Genomic DNA, 15,945 nt, shown 5'->3' on the forward strand with positions numbered 1-15,945 from the left:
ACTTCGGGTCCGGATCAACGCTTCAGGCGCGCGCCCAATTCGTCGACCAGTCGCTCCCAGGCGACTTCCACCTGCGGCGCCTCCACCCGCAGAGACTTCAGACCAGCGACCCGCTTTTCAGTTTCCGAATCGCCAAGAATCAATGCCCAGGCCGCGCCGCTCTTGTCGGAGCGCTTGAGCTGCGAATTGAAACTGCCACCGCCGCAGTTCATCTCGATGCGCAGGCCGGGGATTTGGTCGCGCAGGGTTTCAGCGAGGCGCAGCCCTTCCGCCTCGGCCCGCTCGCCGGCGATCACGAAGTACACATCGGGGGCCTGAGCCGGCACCGCACCGTTCTGCACCTTGATCAGGTCGATGACTCGTTCCTGACCCAGTGCCCAGCCGATGGCCGGCGTGGGCTTGCCGCCCAACTGCTCGACCAGACCGTCGTAACGGCCGCCGGAGCACACCGCGCCCTGTGAACCCAGCTCGGTCGTCACCCACTCGAACACCGTGTGCGAGTAGTAATCGAGGCCGCGGACCAGCAGCGGATTCAAAACATATTTCACGCCCAGCGCATCGAGGTGGCGGCACAGCCCGTTGAAGTGCGTGCGCGATTCCTCATCGAGATGCTCGGTCAGCATCGGCGCGTTCTTGATGATGTCCTGCAGCTCCGGATTCTTGCTGTCGAGAATGCGCAGCGGGTTGCCGTCCAGACGCTTCAGGCTGTCGGCATCCAGCTTGGACTTGTGAGCGGTGAAATATTCCACCAGCTTTTCGCGATACACGCGGCGCGACGCCGGCGTGCCCAGCGAGTTCAGATTCAATTCCAGACGCTTCACGCCGGCCTGCGTGAGCAGTCGCGAGCTGACCAGAATCACTTCCGCGTCGATGTCCGGGCCGGGATAACCGAAGGCCTCGACGTCCAGCTGATGAAACTGACGGAAGCGGCCCCGCTGCGGCTTCTCGTGACGAAACATCGGGCCGGACATCCACACGCGCTGCTTCTGATTGTGCAGAAGGCCGTTGCTGATCATGGCGCGCACGACGCCGGCGGTGCCTTCCGGACGCAGGGTGAGCGAGTCGCCGCTCGGATCCTGGAAGGTGAACATCTCCTTCGACACGACATCGGTGAACTCACCGATCGAACGCTTGAACAGGCCGGTGTGCTCGACCAGCGGCAAGCGGATTTCCTGATACGCGTAGGACGCGAAGATCTCGCGCGCCAATGTTTCCAGGCGCTGCCAGGCCGCCGTTTCGGCCGGCAAGATATCGTTCATGCCGCGCGGCGGCTGGATCTGCTGCTGACTCACTCGACCGGAACCTCACCACTCGCCATCTGCACCGTGCCGCCCGGCACGACCACGAATTTGGCCGCGTCTTTACCCGCTCTGCGGGGCACGACGATTTGACGATCGTTCACTTGAACCGTCACCGCGGACGCCTTGCCGAGCGTGACTCGCAACGGCGGCGGCCCTGAAACGGTGCTCACCTTGCCGCTCTCACCCATACCGAACATCAGACGCTTGCCATTCGCGTCGTAGATCTCGGTCCACGAGGCGTCGTTGAACTCGAGCCGCATCCGAATGTCCGCTGTTTCCGCCACCGTTGCCGGTGCAGCCACAGGTGCCGCCGCAGCGGGCACGGCATTCGACACCGTCGGCGGCGACTGAGCGTCGGGCTCACCCGGCTCCGCCGGCAATGCCGATGGCAGAGCACCGGACTGTGTGACCGCTTCATCCGGCGTCGCCGACTGCATCGGGTCGTGCGTCGACACGGTCGACCAGATCCACCATCCCATCAACAGCGCGACCAAGCCGACGGCGGACCACAACGGCCCGGCCAGCGAGCGATGCTCGAAATCCACCGGCCCCGAGACGACCCCGGGCGCGGGAATATGAACCGGCACTTCCCGCTGACCGGTCACCGCCTCGTAGCGCTCGATGATGAACTGCGGAGACAGCCCCAACAGCGCTGCGTACTGGCGCAGGTGACCGCGCGCATACACCGACGGCCCCAACTCTTCGAATCGATTGTCCTCGATGGCCGCCACGATGCGCGCGTCCAGGTGCAGCTCTTCGGCGATATGCAGCGCAGTGATCGAGCGACGCTCGCGCTCCCGCCGCAGCAGTTCGCCAGGCGTCAACGACTCGGGGGCCGGCTCCGGTGAGTTGGCCCGCGCGGTCTCGACGGCCGTGCTGTCACTGCTGTCGCCAGCTGCATTCATCCAGGATTCCGCTCGGACTCGATCAACTCCTTGGTCTGAGCGGCCCTCGGGTATTCCAGTTTCAAACGCTCCGCGTAGTTTTTCGCGGCAGCTTCGTTACCCAGGCCTCGCTCGATACGCACACCCAGCCACAGCGAGGCGGCATTGGTGCGGCCCACTTCCTGGTAGCGTTCGAGGAAGCCGCGAGCGGACAGATAATCGGTTTGTTTGTATTGCAGGTCGGCCATCTGAATCAGCGCCTCGCCGAACTTCGGCCGCACCTTCAGTGCGCTGCGTAGATTCGCCTCGGCGGCCTTCATGTCGCCGCCGTTGCGGGCGCAGTTGGCCGCGTTCAGATACGCGACTTCAGGCGTGCGATACAACGGATTGCTCGCGGCATCGATCATCAGCTTGGCGCCGCGCTCGTACTTGCCCTTCTGGCACAGAAACGCGCCGTAGTTGTTCTGCAGCTCCGGATTCTTCGGATCGAGCGACAGGCCCTTGGCGAAGTACGCTTCAGCTTTGTTACTTTCGCCGAGCCGCTCGTACAGCATGCCGGCGGTGGTCTGCGCCTGCGCGTTGCGCGGATTCTGCTCGACCGCGCGGTCGATCTTTTCCTTGGCCTGGACCAGGTTGTTCTTGCGCAGATAGTCGGTGCCGATCTGCAGATTGATCTCGGCGGCGCGCTCGTTGTCGGGCTTGCCGAGCGTCTTCCTATTGCTGGTGCTCACGTTGTTGCTGCTGACGCAACCGGCGAGCGCAGCAGTCACCACCAGCAAAGCAACCGCCGCGCGTTTCATCACTGCACCGCCACTGAGATCAGCTTCGAACCCAGACGCACTGTCGTACGGTCGTGCACGCGTCCCACCAACTGTCCGCAGGCGGCATCGATATCGTCGCCGCGCGTCCGGCGCGTCGTTGCGATCACTCCGTTCGTATTCAGAATGTCACGGAAGCGTTCGATGGCGGCGGCGCTGGAACGTTTGTAACGCGTGCCCGGAAATGGATTGAACGGGATCAGATTCAGCTTGGCGGGCCGGCCCTTGAGCAGGCTGACCAGCTCGTACGCATGCTCGGGATGATCGTTCACGCCATCGAGCATGACGTATTCGAACGTGATGCTGCGGGCGTTCTGTTTGTTGACGTACACCCAGCACGCGTCCAGCAGCTCGGCAATCTTGTGCTTGCGATTGATGGGCACCAGCTCGTCACGCAACGTGTCGTTCGGCGCGTGCAGCGACACGGCAAGCGCGCAGTTGGTTTCTTCGGCGAGCTTCAACATCTGGGGCACCAGCCCCGAGGTGCTCACCGTGACCCGGCGACGCGAAATGTCGAAGCCCAGATCGTCCATCAGAATTTCGGTGGCGGGCACCACGTTGCGATAGTTCGCGAGCGGCTCGCCCATGCCCATGAACACGATGTTGGTGACGACCCGATCGCCACCGTGCTGGTAGCCCAGCTCCTTGTTCGCCAGCCACACCTGACCGACGATCTCGGCGGCATTCAGATTGCGATTGAAGCCCTGCTGCGCGGTGGAGCAGAAGGTGCAATCCATCGCGCACCCGACCTGGCTCGAAATGCACAGCGTGCCGCGGCCGGGCTCGGGAATGAACACCATCTCGATGCCCTGCTTCACACCCTCACTCGTGTTCATCGCCAGCAACCACTTGCGGGTGCCGTCGGCGGACACTTGAGTCAGGGTGATCTCGGGCACCGCGACTTCGGCGACTTCGACGAGCTTGGCGCGGAAGCTCTTCGCCAGGTCGGTCATCTGATCGAAATCGGCGACGTGGCGCTTGTACAGCCACTTCATCAATTGCCGGGCGCGAAACGGCTTCTCGCCCATGTTCGCGACGAACGCCTCCAGCTCGGTCCGAGTCAGACCCAGCAGGTTCGTCTTGACGGTCGTCGCGTTCATGAAATGCCTGCAGTCGCGATCAGCGCGTGCGCGGGCAGAGTTCGGTCGCCGCGAAGAAGTATGCGATCTCGATTTTCGCGTTGTCGAGGCTGTCCGAGCCGTGCACGGTGTTCTCGTCGATGCTGTTGGCCAGATCGGCGCGGATCGTGCCTTTGTCGGCCTTCTTCGGGTCGGTGGCGCCCATCAGCTCGCGGTTCTTGGCCACCGCGTTTTCGCCTTCCAGCACCTGGAGCATCACCGGGCCGGAGATCATGAACTTGACCAGGTCCTTGAAGAACGGACGCTCTTTGTGGACCGCATAGAAACCCTCGGCCTGGGCCTGGGTCAGCTGCACCATCTTGGCGGCCACGATCTTGAGGCCGGCCTGCTCGAAGCGGCGGTACACCTCACCGATCACGTTCTTCTGCACGCCGTCGGGTTTGACAATGGAAAAAGTGCGTTCGACCGCCATGAGGAATCGTCCCGTTAATCAATGAATTGGAAAGGGTTTGCCGAGCCGGACCGAGGCTGATGTCGGCGAGCGGCGGCAATTGCGCGCGCGCAGTCTACCCGGCATGGCCGGGAGCAGCAAGAAATTGAATAGGGACGCGGAGTTAGGCTGCTAGCTTAAGCACTTACACGCTAAAGCTCTCACCACAGCCGCACTCGCCCTTGGCCTGTGGATTGCGGAAGCGGAACGCCTCGTTCAGGCCCTGCTTCACGAAGTCCACCTCGGTACCGTTGATGTAGTCCAGATGGTCGCGGTCGACGATGACTTTCACGCCGCGGTCCTCGAACACCACGTCGTTGGAGCCGATGTCGTCCGCATAGTTCACGACGTACGCGAACCCTGAACAGCCCGTCTTCTTGACCGCGAGGCGTAGGCCCACGCCGTGGCCCCTGCGTGTGAGGAAAGACTGGACACGATCGGCAGCGGCGGAAGTCAGTGAGATGCTCATAGCGGGTACAAGCGTGATGGCGGTGGCCTGGCGAATCAAGTGCGAAGGTTATGCCAATTAGGCACTCACGGACCTGATTATGGAATGAACGGCGGCCAGGCTTCACCCAGCGAATGTACGGCATCTTCCAGAATGAGAAGCCGGCCACGCTTTTCCAGAGGAAATCCCAGCGCCTGGTCGGCATCGCGCCAGCGCCAGGCCCGCAGCTGATCCCGGTCGAGGCCCACCAGCCGCTCGCTCAACCAGGAGCCGGCGGCGATGCAATGAGGACAGCCATAGGCTTCGAAACGCACCGCTTCGATTCGATGGTCCGAAATGCGCGCACTGAGAACGAACATCGTGCCCTGCGCGACGCTGCCTGCGGTGCCCCGGACGACGCCCTCGCCCGCTTCGAAATGCCCGCCGTTGCGCGGATGCTCGAAGTGGTCGACGACGGTCGCGGAATATTCAGGTTCCATGCGACTGAGCGACGACCGGCGACAGCGCGCGCAGCCGTTCGACCTCGCGTCTGACGATGGCGATGGCGCGACCGATGTCATCCTCGGTCGTGAAACGGCCCAGGCTGAACCGGATCGAGCTTTGCGCCAGTTGGTCGGTGCGGCCGAGCGCTCGAAGGACGTATGACGCCTCGTCCGAGCCCGACGAGCAGGCCGAGCCCGACGACACCGCCAGCTCACGCAGCCCGAAGCGCAGGCTCTCGCCTTCGACGTTGTGGAAACAAACATTGAGCACGCCGGCGACGCGCTCGGTGGGATGACCGTTGAGCTCGACGCCGCCGATGGCGTTCAAGCCCTGCCAAAGCCGTTCCCGAAGCGCCGTCACGCGAGCGACATCCGCTTCGCGGTCGCGCTCACCGATCTCGAACGCCGCGCCCATGCCGACGATTTGATGCGTCGGCAACGTACCCGAGCGCAATCCGGTTTCCTGACCGCCGCCATACGACAGCGGCCGCAATCCCAGCGGCGGCCGGCGACGGATATACAGCGCGCCGATGCCCTTGGGCCCGTAGGTCTTGTGTGCGGTGATGGACATCAGGTCGATGTTCATCGCCTCGACGTTGATCGGCAATTTGCCCGCGCTCTGGGCCGCATCGACATGGAACGCGACCCCTCGCTCGCGACAGATCGCGCCAATCGCAGCCACGTCCTGAATCACGCCGGTTTCGTTGTTGACGTGCATGAGCGAGACCAGCTGCGTGTCCGGGCGCAGCGCTTCGCGAACCTGCTCGGGCCGCACGATGCCGTCGGCGCCCGGTTTCAGCCAGGTCACTTCAAAGCCTTCCTTCTCGAGCTGCTTGAACGCATCGATCACGGCTTTGTGCTCGGTGCGGGAGGTCACAACATGACGGCCGCGATCCGCGTGAAAGCGCGCTACGCCGAGAATCGCGAGGTTGTCCGACTCCGTCGCTCCCGACGTCCAGATGATGCATTCGGGACGCGCGCCGATCGCGGCAGCAACCTGCTGTCGCGCCTTCTCGACCATCGCGCGGGCGCGAGTACCGAATGAGTGGCCCGACGAAGGATTGCCGTGCGCGCCCTCGGGGCGCAGGCATTCGATCATCAGCTCGGCGACGCGAGGGTCGACCGGATTGGTGGCCGCGTAATCGAGATAAATCGTCTTTGCAGGAGTCATGAGGAAACGGTCTTCCCGGCGGTGCGCCGACGCGATTGCACGGCGGTGAGAATGCCACGAAGGATGTTCATTTCATTCTGGTCGAGCCGCGCGCGGTTGAACAAGCGACGAATCCGAGCCATCAGGTGACCTCCTCCGGTGCGGTCGCGAAAATCGATCTCTTCCAGAACGCGTTCGACGTGCTCATACAGCAATTCCATTTCACGAGCGGTCGCAAACGGCACATCGGGCGGCGGCTGCGTGGGCGCGTCGGCACGCGTCGCCAGCATGATTTCGTACGCGATCACCTGAACCGCCATGCCCAGATTCAGCGATGAGTAGTCGCCTGCGGTGGGAATGGTGACCAGGCGCTGGCAGCGAGACAGCTCGTCGTTGCTCAGCCCGAACTTTTCCGAGCCGAACACGATCGCGACATTGCCCACCTGCGCCGCTTCGGCGACCAGTTGCGCGCATTCGCGGGGCTCGACCAGATCGAAGCTCAGGTAGCGTTTGCGGGCACTGGTGCCGACCACGAAGCCGCAGTCGGCGATCGCGTCATCGAATTCCTCATGGACCCGGGCGCCCTCCAGCACGTCGTCCGCGCCCGAGGCGCGCGCCGTGGCCTCCTCATGAGGAAAAGCCTTGGGCCGCACCAGGTGCAGCTCGCTCAGCCCCATGTTTTTCATGGCGCGGGCCACCGCGCCGATATTGCCGGGGTGGTTGGGATCGACCAGGACGACACGAATACTCATCGTAATGCGCTATTCTAGCGCCCCTCACCGGTGGCTGGGTCCCGCCTGTATTGAATCTGGGGCCCGCTGCCACGCTCTTTACCATCCCCTGCCCCTGGCCCTGATCCGTGATTGGATCGGGGGCGCATCGTTCGAGGTCGTTTTCCATGCAGCCTTTGCTCAATATTGCCGTCCGCGCCGCCCGTCGTGCCGGTGAAGTCATCGTCCGTGGCATGAACCGCGTGCATCGCCTCGATATCCGCCAGAAGGGGCAGAACGATTTCGTCTCGGAGATCGATACCCAGGCCGAGATGGAAATCATCGAGATCGTGCGCAAGAGCTATCCGGACCACGCCTTCCTCGCCGAGGAAAGCGGCTCGCACGGCGGGTCGATCGACAGCGAGTTCGTGTGGATCATCGATCCGCTCGACGGCACCACCAACTACCTCCATGGCTTCCCGCAGTTCGCCGTTTCCATCGGCGTGCAGCGCCGTGGGCGCATGGAACACGCGGTCGTCTACGACCCGCTGCGGCAGGAGCTGTTCACGGCGTCGCGCGGTGAAGGAGCGCAGCTGGATGGGCGCCGGATTCGAGTCAGCCCGCATGTGGGGCTGGAGCGGGCACTGATCGGGACGGGCTTCCCTTATCGGACCAATCTGCATTGGATCGACCAGTACATGGCCATGTTCAAGGCCGTGACGATGGCCACTGCCGGCATTCGCCGGCCGGGCGCGGCGGCGCTGGATCTGGCTTACGTGGCGGCGGGCCGGCTCGATGCGTTCTGGGAGTTCGGCTTGTCGCCGTGGGATACGGCGGCGGGGACTTTGTTGATTACTGAAGCGGGCGGATTGGTGAGCTCGCTCCAGGGGACGGAGTACAAGCAGGGCGGGAATATTCTGGCGGGGACGCCGAAGGTGCATGCACCGCTGCTGGAGCTGCTGGCTCCGCACGTTCCTTCGGAACTGACCTGAGTCGCTTGCCGCGCCCTGCGGGGCGGCCGCGAAGAAGAGATAGATAAGTTTATTTTTGCCCCTGCGGGGCGGCCCGGAGGTCGCAGCCGCCCTTGCCGGCGCACAGAGCGACGGAAAGCGCGACTTGATCGCGCCCATCGAGCGCAATTGAAGCCCGACGAGGTCGTCGACTACGGGCGAATTGAAAGCCGCCGCTCTGGCTTCGATAAAGCCTGGCCCGATTCCCCCTCAGGGAGGAGCCGCCTCTTCTCGTCACGGTTCCTCCCCCGAAGGGGGAGGAACCAATCATCCTCAAATCCGGCGCTCTGCCGAAGGCAGAGTCGCCGGCCGCGAAGCGTCTTCAGTCCTGAGCCGGGGCCGGCTGCTTGACGCTGCCGTTGCCGTTCTGGCCCAGCGGGCTCTTGCCGTAGCCGTACACCGCGTACACCAGCAGGCCGATACCGGCCCACACGAAGAACGTCAGCTGCGTGCGCAGCGGCAGCGAGAACATCAGGAACGCGCAGCCCGCCATCGCCAGCGGCGCGACGACCCACACGCCGGGGGCGCGGAACGGACGGTGACGCTCCGGCTCGCGCTTGCGAAGAATCATCACACCGGCCGCCACGGTCAGGAACGCGAACAGCGTGCCGCTATTCGACAAGTCGGCCAGCACACCGACCGGGAAGAAGGCCGCGAACACCGTCACCGCCAGGCCGGTGACGATGGTCACCACGTGCGGCGTATGGAATTTCGGATGGATCTTGGTGAGCGACTCGTTGAACGGCAATAGTTTGTCGCGCGCCATCGCGAAGAAGATGCGGGTCTGGCCGAACAACATCATCAGGATCACCGACGGCAACGCCAGGAACGCCGCCAGGCCGATCAGCTTCGACATCGACTTCCAGCCGATCTGATCGAGCACGTGCGCCAGCGGCTCGCCGCTGCACACTAGCTTGTCGGCATTGTCGGGCTGGCGGCATGCGATGGCCATGTCGGCGCTGCCCGGCTCGTAAGCGAGGTTGGTGACGGGATCGATCACCGGCTGCGAACCGATCGTCCCGACCGCGCCAGCGGCAACCAGGATGTAGAAGATCGTGCAGATGACCAGCGAACCGATCAGGCCGATCGGCATGTTGCGTTGTGGGTTCTTGGTTTCTTCCGCCGCGGTCGAGACCGCGTCGAAACCGACGTAAGCGAAGAAGATGGACGCCGCCGCGCCGGCGATGCCCATGCCGGAAATCTCGCCGATGAAGCCGTTGGGAGAGAACGGCTCGAAGTTGTCCATGTTCATCACCGGCACCGCCAGGATGATGAACAGCGTCAGCGCGACGATCTTGATGCCGACCAGAATGGCGTTCACGGTCGCGCTCTCACGCGTGCCGAGCGTCAGCAGCCCCGTCACCAGCAACGCGATGACCGCGGCCGGAACGTTCATGATGCCGCCGACGTGCAGGCCGCTGGTGAATGCCGCGGGTATGTCTACGTCGAAGGATCGCTCCACCAGGCCGACGAAATAATTCGACCATCCCACCGAGACCGCGCTGGCGGCGACGGCGTATTCGAGAATCAGCGCCCAGCCCACCATCCAGGCGATCACTTCGCCGAGCACGGCGTAGGAATACGTGTAGGCGGAGCCCGAGACCGGCACCATGGCGGCCAGCTCGGCGTAGCACAGCGCCGTGACGGCGCAGACGAAGCCCGCGATCACGAACGACATCATCATGCCGGGCCCCGCCTTTTGCGCGGCTTCGGCGGTCAACACGAAAATACCGGTGCCGATCACGGCGCCGATGCCGAGCATGGTCAGCTGAAACGCGCCCAGGGTGCGCGTCAGCGATTTCTTCTCCGCGCTTTCGAGGATTTGCGCGAGAGGTTTGATACGCCAATTCATTATGTCGGTTTCCTCGGGAATTTAAGTTTGAGCTGCCGCTGGCCAGCGTCCCGACCCTGTTATCGGGCGCTCGGCGGAGCGGATCATAGGCACATCAGGCCCTGGAAATCACCCGTGCTCCATCGTAGGCGGGCAAGACATTCCCCGGCACCACAATGGGGACAATATCTGTAAAGTCGCGTCCCGAGTGCTTTCCTTTCGGGTTCAAGAGACTGCCGGCCGCCATGAACGAAGCCTTGCTCGTAATCTTCGGAATCAAAGTAACCGCGTGGAAGCTCATCGGCTACTCCGGTGTGTTCCTGTTCGCCGGCCGCTGGTTCGTACAGCTGGCCGCGTCCAAGGCCTCCGGCAAACCGGTCATGCCCACTCTGTTCTGGTACATGAGCGCCATCGGCAGCGTACTGCTGCTGGCCTATTTCATCTTCGGCAAGAACGACTCGGTCGGCGTCATGTCGAATCTGTTCCCGCTGTTCGTCGCACTCTACAACCTGTATCTGGATAGCAAGAATAAAAAAAGACTGGCGGCACTCGGTTAGTAAGACGAGCGAGCGGCACCGATCCGCCACGTGTCTTACTCTTCCTCCAGCCTCTTGCGCAGCTGAACCGGTTCTTCCTTGGGCCGGTTCATGCGCTTGCGCAGCTGCATGTTGAGCAGTTCCACCGCCACCGAAAACGCCATGGCGAAGTAGATATAGCCCTTCGGGATGTGGAAGCCGACACCCTCGCCGATCAGCGCCATGCCGATCAGGATCAGGAATGACAGCGCCAGCATCTTGATGGTCGGATGACGATCGACGAAGTCGCCGATCGGCCCGGCCAGGAACATCATCATCAGCACCGCGACGATCACCGCCGCGATCATCACTTCGACGTGGTCGGCCATACCCACTGCCGTAATAACCGAGTCGAGCGAGAACACAATGTCGATAATTGCGATCTGCACGATCGTCGACATGAACGTGGCGCTGCCCTTGGCCTCGTGCTGCTCGCTCTCGCCTTCCAGGCTGCCATGGATCTCGAGCGTGCTCTTCGCGAGCAGGAACAGACCGCCGCCAAACAGGATCAGGTCCCGCCCCGACACACCGCGACCGAAGAGCGAGAACAACTCCGCCGACAGGCCCATCACCCAGGTGATCGACAGCAGCAGCAGGATGCGCGTGATCATGGCCAGCGCCAGGCCGAAGGTCCGGCCCCGAGCGCGCTGCTCCGGCGGCAGGCGGCCCACCAAAATGGAAATGAAAATGATGTTGTCGATGCCGAGGACGATCTCCAGGGCCGTCAGCGTCAGGAACGCCAGCCATACTTGGGGATCGGTCAGGAATTCCACGTGCCAGCCCTCAATCGTTACGCAGATCGACGTCGCTCGACGCCTCGCGGCGTGACACCCACAGCGAGGCGAGGATGCCGATCGCCAGGAACCCGATGATCACGCCGAGCGAGATGGCGTGCGGAATCTCGACATGATGATGCAACATCATCTTCACGCCGACGAAGGCCAGGATGAACACCAGGCTGAATTTGATGTATTTGAACATCACCATCAGGCCGGCGATCGCGAAGTACAGGGAACGCAGACCGAGGATGGCGAACGCGTTCGAGGTGAACACGATGAACGACTCCTGGGTCACCGCGAAGATCGCCGGAATGGAGTCGACCGCGAACACCACGTCGGCGAAATCGACCAGCAACAAAGTGACGAACAGCGGCGTGGCGGCACGCGCGCCGTTGACGGTCGTGAAGAAACGTTCGCCGTCGAGCTGATCGGTGACCGGATAGATGCGACGCGCGACCCGCACCATCACGCTCTTGCCGGGATCGAACTGCTCCTCGTCGCTCTTCAGCATGCGCGCCGCGGAGAACAGCAGGATTCCGCCGAACACATAGAACATCCAGTCGAACGAGTGGATCAGCGCCGAGCCGGCCGCGATCATCGCGCCCCGTAGCAGGATGGCGGCGGCGATGCCCCAGAACAGCACGCGATACTGGTACTGCGCCGGAATCTTCATGTAGGTGAAGATCACGGCGATCACGAAGATGTTGTCGACCGACAGCGACCACTCGAGCAGATAGCCGGTGATGTACTGGATCATTGCCTCGCTGCCGCTCGGCGCGTCGGGCGAGACGCGCCAGCCGAACCAATGATGTTCGTAGACGCCGTACACCAGGCCCGAGAACGACAGTGCCACCAGGATCCAGACGACGGTCCAGCCGAGCGCCTGGCGGACGCTCATTTCCCTGGCCTCCCGATGCAGCACCACCAGATCCAGCGCCAGCACGCTCAGATACAGGGCGAAGAACACCACCCAGACCATCCAGCTCATGACGTTGCCGCTGTGCAGGTCTGGGAACGCACTTCGCTACGGCAAGGCGTCGATTTCGGAGGTGTCTTTCTTTTGTTCGATGAGATCCGCGGCGGACAGCTTCATGTCCAGCGCGAGCGCGCCGGCAACGTAGATGGACGAGTACGTGCCGACCAGGATGCCGATGGTCAACGCCCACGAGAAGCCGCGCAGGGTCTCGCCGCCTTCGATGAGCAACACCACCACGACCAGCAACGTGGCGCCGGAGGTGATGATGGTTCGTGACAGCGTCTGGTTGATCGACGCGTCCATGATTTCCTCGGGCGACGCCCGGCGCATCGATTGGAAATTTTCACGCACCCGATCGAACACCACGACCGTGTCGTTCAGCGAGTAGCCGATGACCGCCAGGATGGCCGCCAGCACCGCGAGGTCGAACGGAATGTCGCTGACCGCGAAGAAGCCGAGAATGAGCAACGGATCGTGCAGGGTCGCGATCACCGCGCTGACACCCATCTTCCATTGGAAGCGGAACCAGGTGTAGATGCCGATCAGCACGAACGTGAACAGAATCGCCAGGCCGCCCTGATTGGTCAGCTCCTCGCCGACCTGCGGACCGACCACTTCGGCACGCCGCAACTCGACCTCCGGATCGATCTTCTTCAACGCATCGGTCACCGACTTGCTGACCTGATTCACGTCCTGCCCTTCGGTCGGCAGCAGGCGCACGGCGACGGTGCGCTCGTCGCCGAAGTTCTGCACCTGAGCTTCGTGGAAGCCCGCTTCCGCCAGCGCATTACGCGTGCGCTCGATGTTCGCGGCCTTCGGATAGGCGAACTCCAGCACCACGCCGCCGGTGAAGTCGATGCCCAGATTCAAGCCGTGCACGAACAGCAGCACGATGGACGCGATGATGGCGACGCCCGACACCCCGTACCACACCTTGCGGGTGTGCATGAACGGGTATTTCGTAACCTTGTGAAAGAACTCCATGGCGGGGCTCTCTTAAATGGACAAGTGATCGAGCTTGCGGCGGGTACCCCAGATCGCATGGACCAGGGCGCGGCTGCCGACAACCGACGTGAACAGCGAAGTGATGATGCCGAGCGTCATCACGATGGCGAAGCTGCGGATCGTGCCGGTGCCGAAGGCGAACAGCACCACGCCGGCGATCAGCGTCGTGACGTTCGAGTCGGCAATGGTCGCGAAGGCTTTTTCGAAGCCGACGTTGATCGATTGCAGCGGTGAGTTGCCGTTACGCAGCTCCTCACGAATACGTTCGTAGATCAGGATGTTCGCGTCGACGGCAATACCCATGTGGAACACCACGGCGGCGATACCGGGCAACGACAACGACGCCTGCAGCATCGACAGCAGACCGACGGTGAGGATCAGGTTCGACGCCAGCACCAGGTTGGCGATCCAGCCGAACGCGCGGTAGTAGATCGCCATGAAGATGAACGTCAGCACCAGGCCGATGGCCATGGCGCGAATGCCGCGATCGATGTTGTCCTGACCCAGGCTCGGACCGACCGAACGCTGCTCGACGATGGTCTGCGGAGCGGCCAGCGCGCCGGAACGAAGCAACAGCGCGAGCTCGCGGGCTTCAGTCGCCTGCAAACCGGTGATACGGAAGCGCGACGACAGCACGCTTTGAATGGTCGCGTCGCTGATGACTTCCTCTTCAGTACACAACGCGCCGTTACGCGTGCCCTCGCAGCGCTCGCCTTCGGCCAGTTGTTTCTTTTCGATGTAGACGACGGCCATGCGCTTGCCGACGTTGTCGCGGGTAGCTTCCATCATCGACTGACCGCCACGCGAATCGAGCGTGACGTTCACTTGCGGGGAGCCTTCGGCAAAGCCCGACGACGCGTCGGACAGCTGCTCGCCGGTCGCGATGATTTCGCGCTTCACCAGGATCGGACGGCCGTCGCGGGACTTCAGCAGCTTCGAGCCGATCGGCACGCGCTTGGTCTGCTCGGCTTCGTAAGGATTGTTGCTCTCGTCGACGAGACGGAACTCGAGGGTCGCGGTGGCACCCAGCACGCGGATCGCTTCGTTCGGATCCTGCACGCCCGGCAGCTGCACGACGATGCGGTTCACCGCCTGGCGGGTCACGATGGGCTCGGAAATGCCCAGCTCGTCGACGCGATTGCGCAGCGTGGTGATGTTCTGCTGAACGGCGATGTCCTGACGGCGCTTCACTTCGGCCGGCGTCATGGTCATGACGATGACCGGACCTTCGGCGCTCGTCGAGGTGTTCAAGAGCACGCCGCCGTCCGGCGAGCGCAAGGCATCCTGCGCCTTGGTCAGATCGTCCTGACTGCGCAGCGTGACCCGAACTTCCTCGTTCACCCGCGTCACCGCGCCATAGGGAATTCGCTTGTCACGCAGGGTCGCGCGGGCATCGCGTTCCATGCGGTCGAAGGCCTGATCGATCGCGCCCTGCACGTCCACTTCATAAACGAAGTGCACGCCGCCGCGCAGATCGAGGCCGAGGCTCATCGGCTTCAGGCCGATGTTGCGCATCCAGTCCGGGGCGCGAGAGGCGGTCGACAGCGCGACCAGGAATTCGCCCTCGCCGCGCTTGGCGACGGTCTCGCGCGCCTTGGCCTGCGCGTCCGCGTCGGGGAAACGCAGCACCAGCCGGTCCTTTTCGGACCAGTGGGCTTCCACCGGTACGCTGTCGGCCTTGAGCAAACCCAGCACCTTATCCGTGCTGGCCTGATCCATGGCCACGCGGTCGTTACGCGACAGCTGCAGCGCTGGCCCTTCGCCGAACACGTTGGGTAACGCGAACAGCGTGCCGACCACCATCACGATGATGACCAGCCAGTATTTCCACTTGGCGAAATGATACATGGGTAGTTCTTATCGCGGCGGCGTCCGGGCTGGGAGCCGGGCGCCACCCATGCTGGTTAGGCGCTTTTCAGCGTGCCCTTCGGAAGCTCTTGGGACACGGCGGAACGCTGTATCTTGATGTTGACGCCCGGCGCGATCTCCAGGGTCACGAACTGTTCGCTCACCTCGACGATCTTGCCCAGGATGCCGCCGTTGGTGACCACCTCGGCGCCGACGCCGAGGGCGGCAACCATGGCGCGATGTTCCTTGGCGCGCTTGGTCTGCGGACGGATCAGCAGGAAGTAGAAAACCACGAAAATCAGCACCAGCGGCAAAAACTGCATGAGCGCGCTGGGCTGGCCCGGGGCGCCAGCCGCCTGAGCGGCAGCGGTAGAAATCAACCAGTCCATCTTGCAATGCCCCCGAAACTGAGGAAAACAACCGGAAAAGAATGAGAAAACCCTGTCTGCCGGCGCGATGGGCGCGCACCCCGAAACCGCCGGGGTCGGCAAAGAGCGGCGCATTATACACACCGCCCTTCCGGCCACTATCCGGCGCTTTCCAGCCCGCTCCCGACCCC

General features: G+C 63.1%; 17 protein-coding genes. 2 read left to right on the forward strand and 15 right to left on the reverse strand.

The window, feature by feature from the left end:
• Nucleotides 1-14: 14 nt before the first annotated feature.
• The 9 genes from hisS to EKO19_RS02510 all read right to left on the reverse strand — a co-directional run bounded on the left by hisS (nucleotide 15) and on the right by EKO19_RS02510 (nucleotide 7,404).
• Nucleotides 15-1,292: a histidine--tRNA ligase gene (gene hisS / locus EKO19_RS02470; RefSeq protein ID WP_246038813.1), complete on the reverse strand. Its 1,278-nt coding sequence runs from the start codon at nucleotides 1,290-1,292 to the stop codon at nucleotides 15-17.
• Nucleotides 1,289-2,206, reverse strand: coding sequence for a RodZ domain-containing protein (locus EKO19_RS02475; RefSeq protein ID WP_129774817.1), 918 nt, complete (start codon nucleotides 2,204-2,206; stop codon nucleotides 1,289-1,291). Before EKO19_RS02475 ends, hisS begins: the two co-directional genes overlap by 4 nt.
• Nucleotides 2,203-2,985, reverse strand: coding sequence for a type IV pilus biogenesis/stability protein PilW (gene pilW / locus EKO19_RS02480; protein ID WP_129774818.1), 783 nt, complete (start codon nucleotides 2,983-2,985; stop codon nucleotides 2,203-2,205). The genes EKO19_RS02475 and pilW overlap by 4 nt, the downstream gene beginning before the upstream one ends.
• Nucleotides 2,985-4,103, reverse strand: coding sequence for a dual-specificity RNA methyltransferase RlmN (rlmN, locus tag EKO19_RS02485; RefSeq protein WP_129774819.1), 1,119 nt, complete (start codon nucleotides 4,101-4,103; stop codon nucleotides 2,985-2,987). Before rlmN ends, pilW begins: the two co-directional genes overlap by 1 nt.
• Before the next feature lie 19 nt (nucleotides 4,104-4,122).
• A complete protein-coding gene (gene ndk, locus EKO19_RS02490) occupies nucleotides 4,123-4,554 on the reverse strand; it encodes a nucleoside-diphosphate kinase (RefSeq protein WP_129774820.1) in 432 nt (143 codons plus the stop codon).
• Nucleotides 4,555-4,717: 163 nt separating this feature from the next.
• Nucleotides 4,718-5,041, reverse strand: a complete 324-nt coding sequence (locus EKO19_RS02495) for a HesB/IscA family protein (protein WP_129774821.1) — start codon at nucleotides 5,039-5,041, stop codon at nucleotides 4,718-4,720.
• Nucleotides 5,042-5,118: 77 nt separating this feature from the next.
• Complete coding sequence (locus EKO19_RS02500) at nucleotides 5,119-5,499, reverse strand: iron-sulfur cluster assembly scaffold protein (RefSeq protein ID WP_157995090.1); 381 nt, start codon at nucleotides 5,497-5,499, stop codon at nucleotides 5,119-5,121.
• On the reverse strand, nucleotides 5,489-6,673 hold the full coding sequence (locus tag EKO19_RS02505) for an IscS subfamily cysteine desulfurase (protein WP_129774823.1): 1,185 nt from the start codon (nucleotides 6,671-6,673) through the stop codon (nucleotides 5,489-5,491). The genes EKO19_RS02500 and EKO19_RS02505 overlap by 11 nt, the downstream gene beginning before the upstream one ends.
• The gene (locus EKO19_RS02510) at nucleotides 6,670-7,404 is read right to left on the reverse strand and encodes an RNA methyltransferase (RefSeq protein WP_217705090.1); all 735 of its coding nucleotides are present in this window, start codon (nucleotides 7,402-7,404) and stop codon (nucleotides 6,670-6,672) included. The genes EKO19_RS02505 and EKO19_RS02510 overlap by 4 nt, the downstream gene beginning before the upstream one ends.
• A 146-nt stretch (nucleotides 7,405-7,550) precedes the next feature.
• Here EKO19_RS02510 and EKO19_RS02515 point away from each other — a divergent pair, with 146 nt between their 5' ends.
• The gene (locus tag EKO19_RS02515; RefSeq protein ID WP_129774825.1) at nucleotides 7,551-8,354 is read left to right on the forward strand and encodes an inositol monophosphatase family protein; all 804 of its coding nucleotides are present in this window, start codon (nucleotides 7,551-7,553) and stop codon (nucleotides 8,352-8,354) included.
• Between the two features lie 340 nt (nucleotides 8,355-8,694).
• Here the strand turns inward: EKO19_RS02515 and EKO19_RS02520 are convergent, their stop codons facing one another.
• A complete protein-coding gene (locus tag EKO19_RS02520) occupies nucleotides 8,695-10,224 on the reverse strand; it encodes an amino acid permease (protein ID WP_217705091.1) in 1,530 nt (509 codons plus the stop codon).
• A 224-nt stretch (nucleotides 10,225-10,448) separates the two neighbouring features.
• Between EKO19_RS02520 and EKO19_RS02525 the strand changes: the two genes are divergently transcribed.
• The gene (locus EKO19_RS02525; protein ID WP_129774827.1) at nucleotides 10,449-10,760 is read left to right on the forward strand and encodes a lipid-A-disaccharide synthase N-terminal domain-containing protein; all 312 of its coding nucleotides are present in this window, start codon (nucleotides 10,449-10,451) and stop codon (nucleotides 10,758-10,760) included.
• Nucleotides 10,761-10,795: 35 nt separating this feature from the next.
• Here the strand turns inward: EKO19_RS02525 and EKO19_RS02530 are convergent, their stop codons facing one another.
• From EKO19_RS02530 to yajC, 5 genes are read right to left on the reverse strand one after another with little or no spacing between them, the layout of a single operon-like run.
• Entirely contained in the window at nucleotides 10,796-11,551 is a 756-nt protein-coding gene (locus tag EKO19_RS02530; RefSeq protein WP_129774828.1) for a TerC family protein, read from the reverse strand.
• A gap of 10 nt (nucleotides 11,552-11,561) precedes the next feature.
• Nucleotides 11,562-12,545, reverse strand: a complete 984-nt coding sequence (locus tag EKO19_RS02535; protein WP_217705092.1) for a TerC family protein — start codon at nucleotides 12,543-12,545, stop codon at nucleotides 11,562-11,564.
• A gap of 36 nt (nucleotides 12,546-12,581) precedes the next feature.
• Entirely contained in the window at nucleotides 12,582-13,517 is a 936-nt protein-coding gene (secF, locus tag EKO19_RS02540; protein WP_129774829.1) for a protein translocase subunit SecF, read from the reverse strand.
• A gap of 12 nt (nucleotides 13,518-13,529) precedes the next feature.
• Nucleotides 13,530-15,386, reverse strand: a complete 1,857-nt coding sequence (gene secD, locus EKO19_RS02545) for a protein translocase subunit SecD (RefSeq protein ID WP_129774830.1) — start codon at nucleotides 15,384-15,386, stop codon at nucleotides 13,530-13,532.
• Between the two features lie 56 nt (nucleotides 15,387-15,442).
• Nucleotides 15,443-15,775: a preprotein translocase subunit YajC gene (gene yajC, locus EKO19_RS02550; protein ID WP_129774831.1), complete on the reverse strand. Its 333-nt coding sequence runs from the start codon at nucleotides 15,773-15,775 to the stop codon at nucleotides 15,443-15,445.
• Nucleotides 15,776-15,945: the final 170 nt, after the last annotated feature.

This window comes from Peristeroidobacter soli, from assembly GCF_004138485.1.
GTDB lineage: Bacteria > Pseudomonadota > Gammaproteobacteria > Steroidobacterales > Steroidobacteraceae > Steroidobacter > Steroidobacter soli.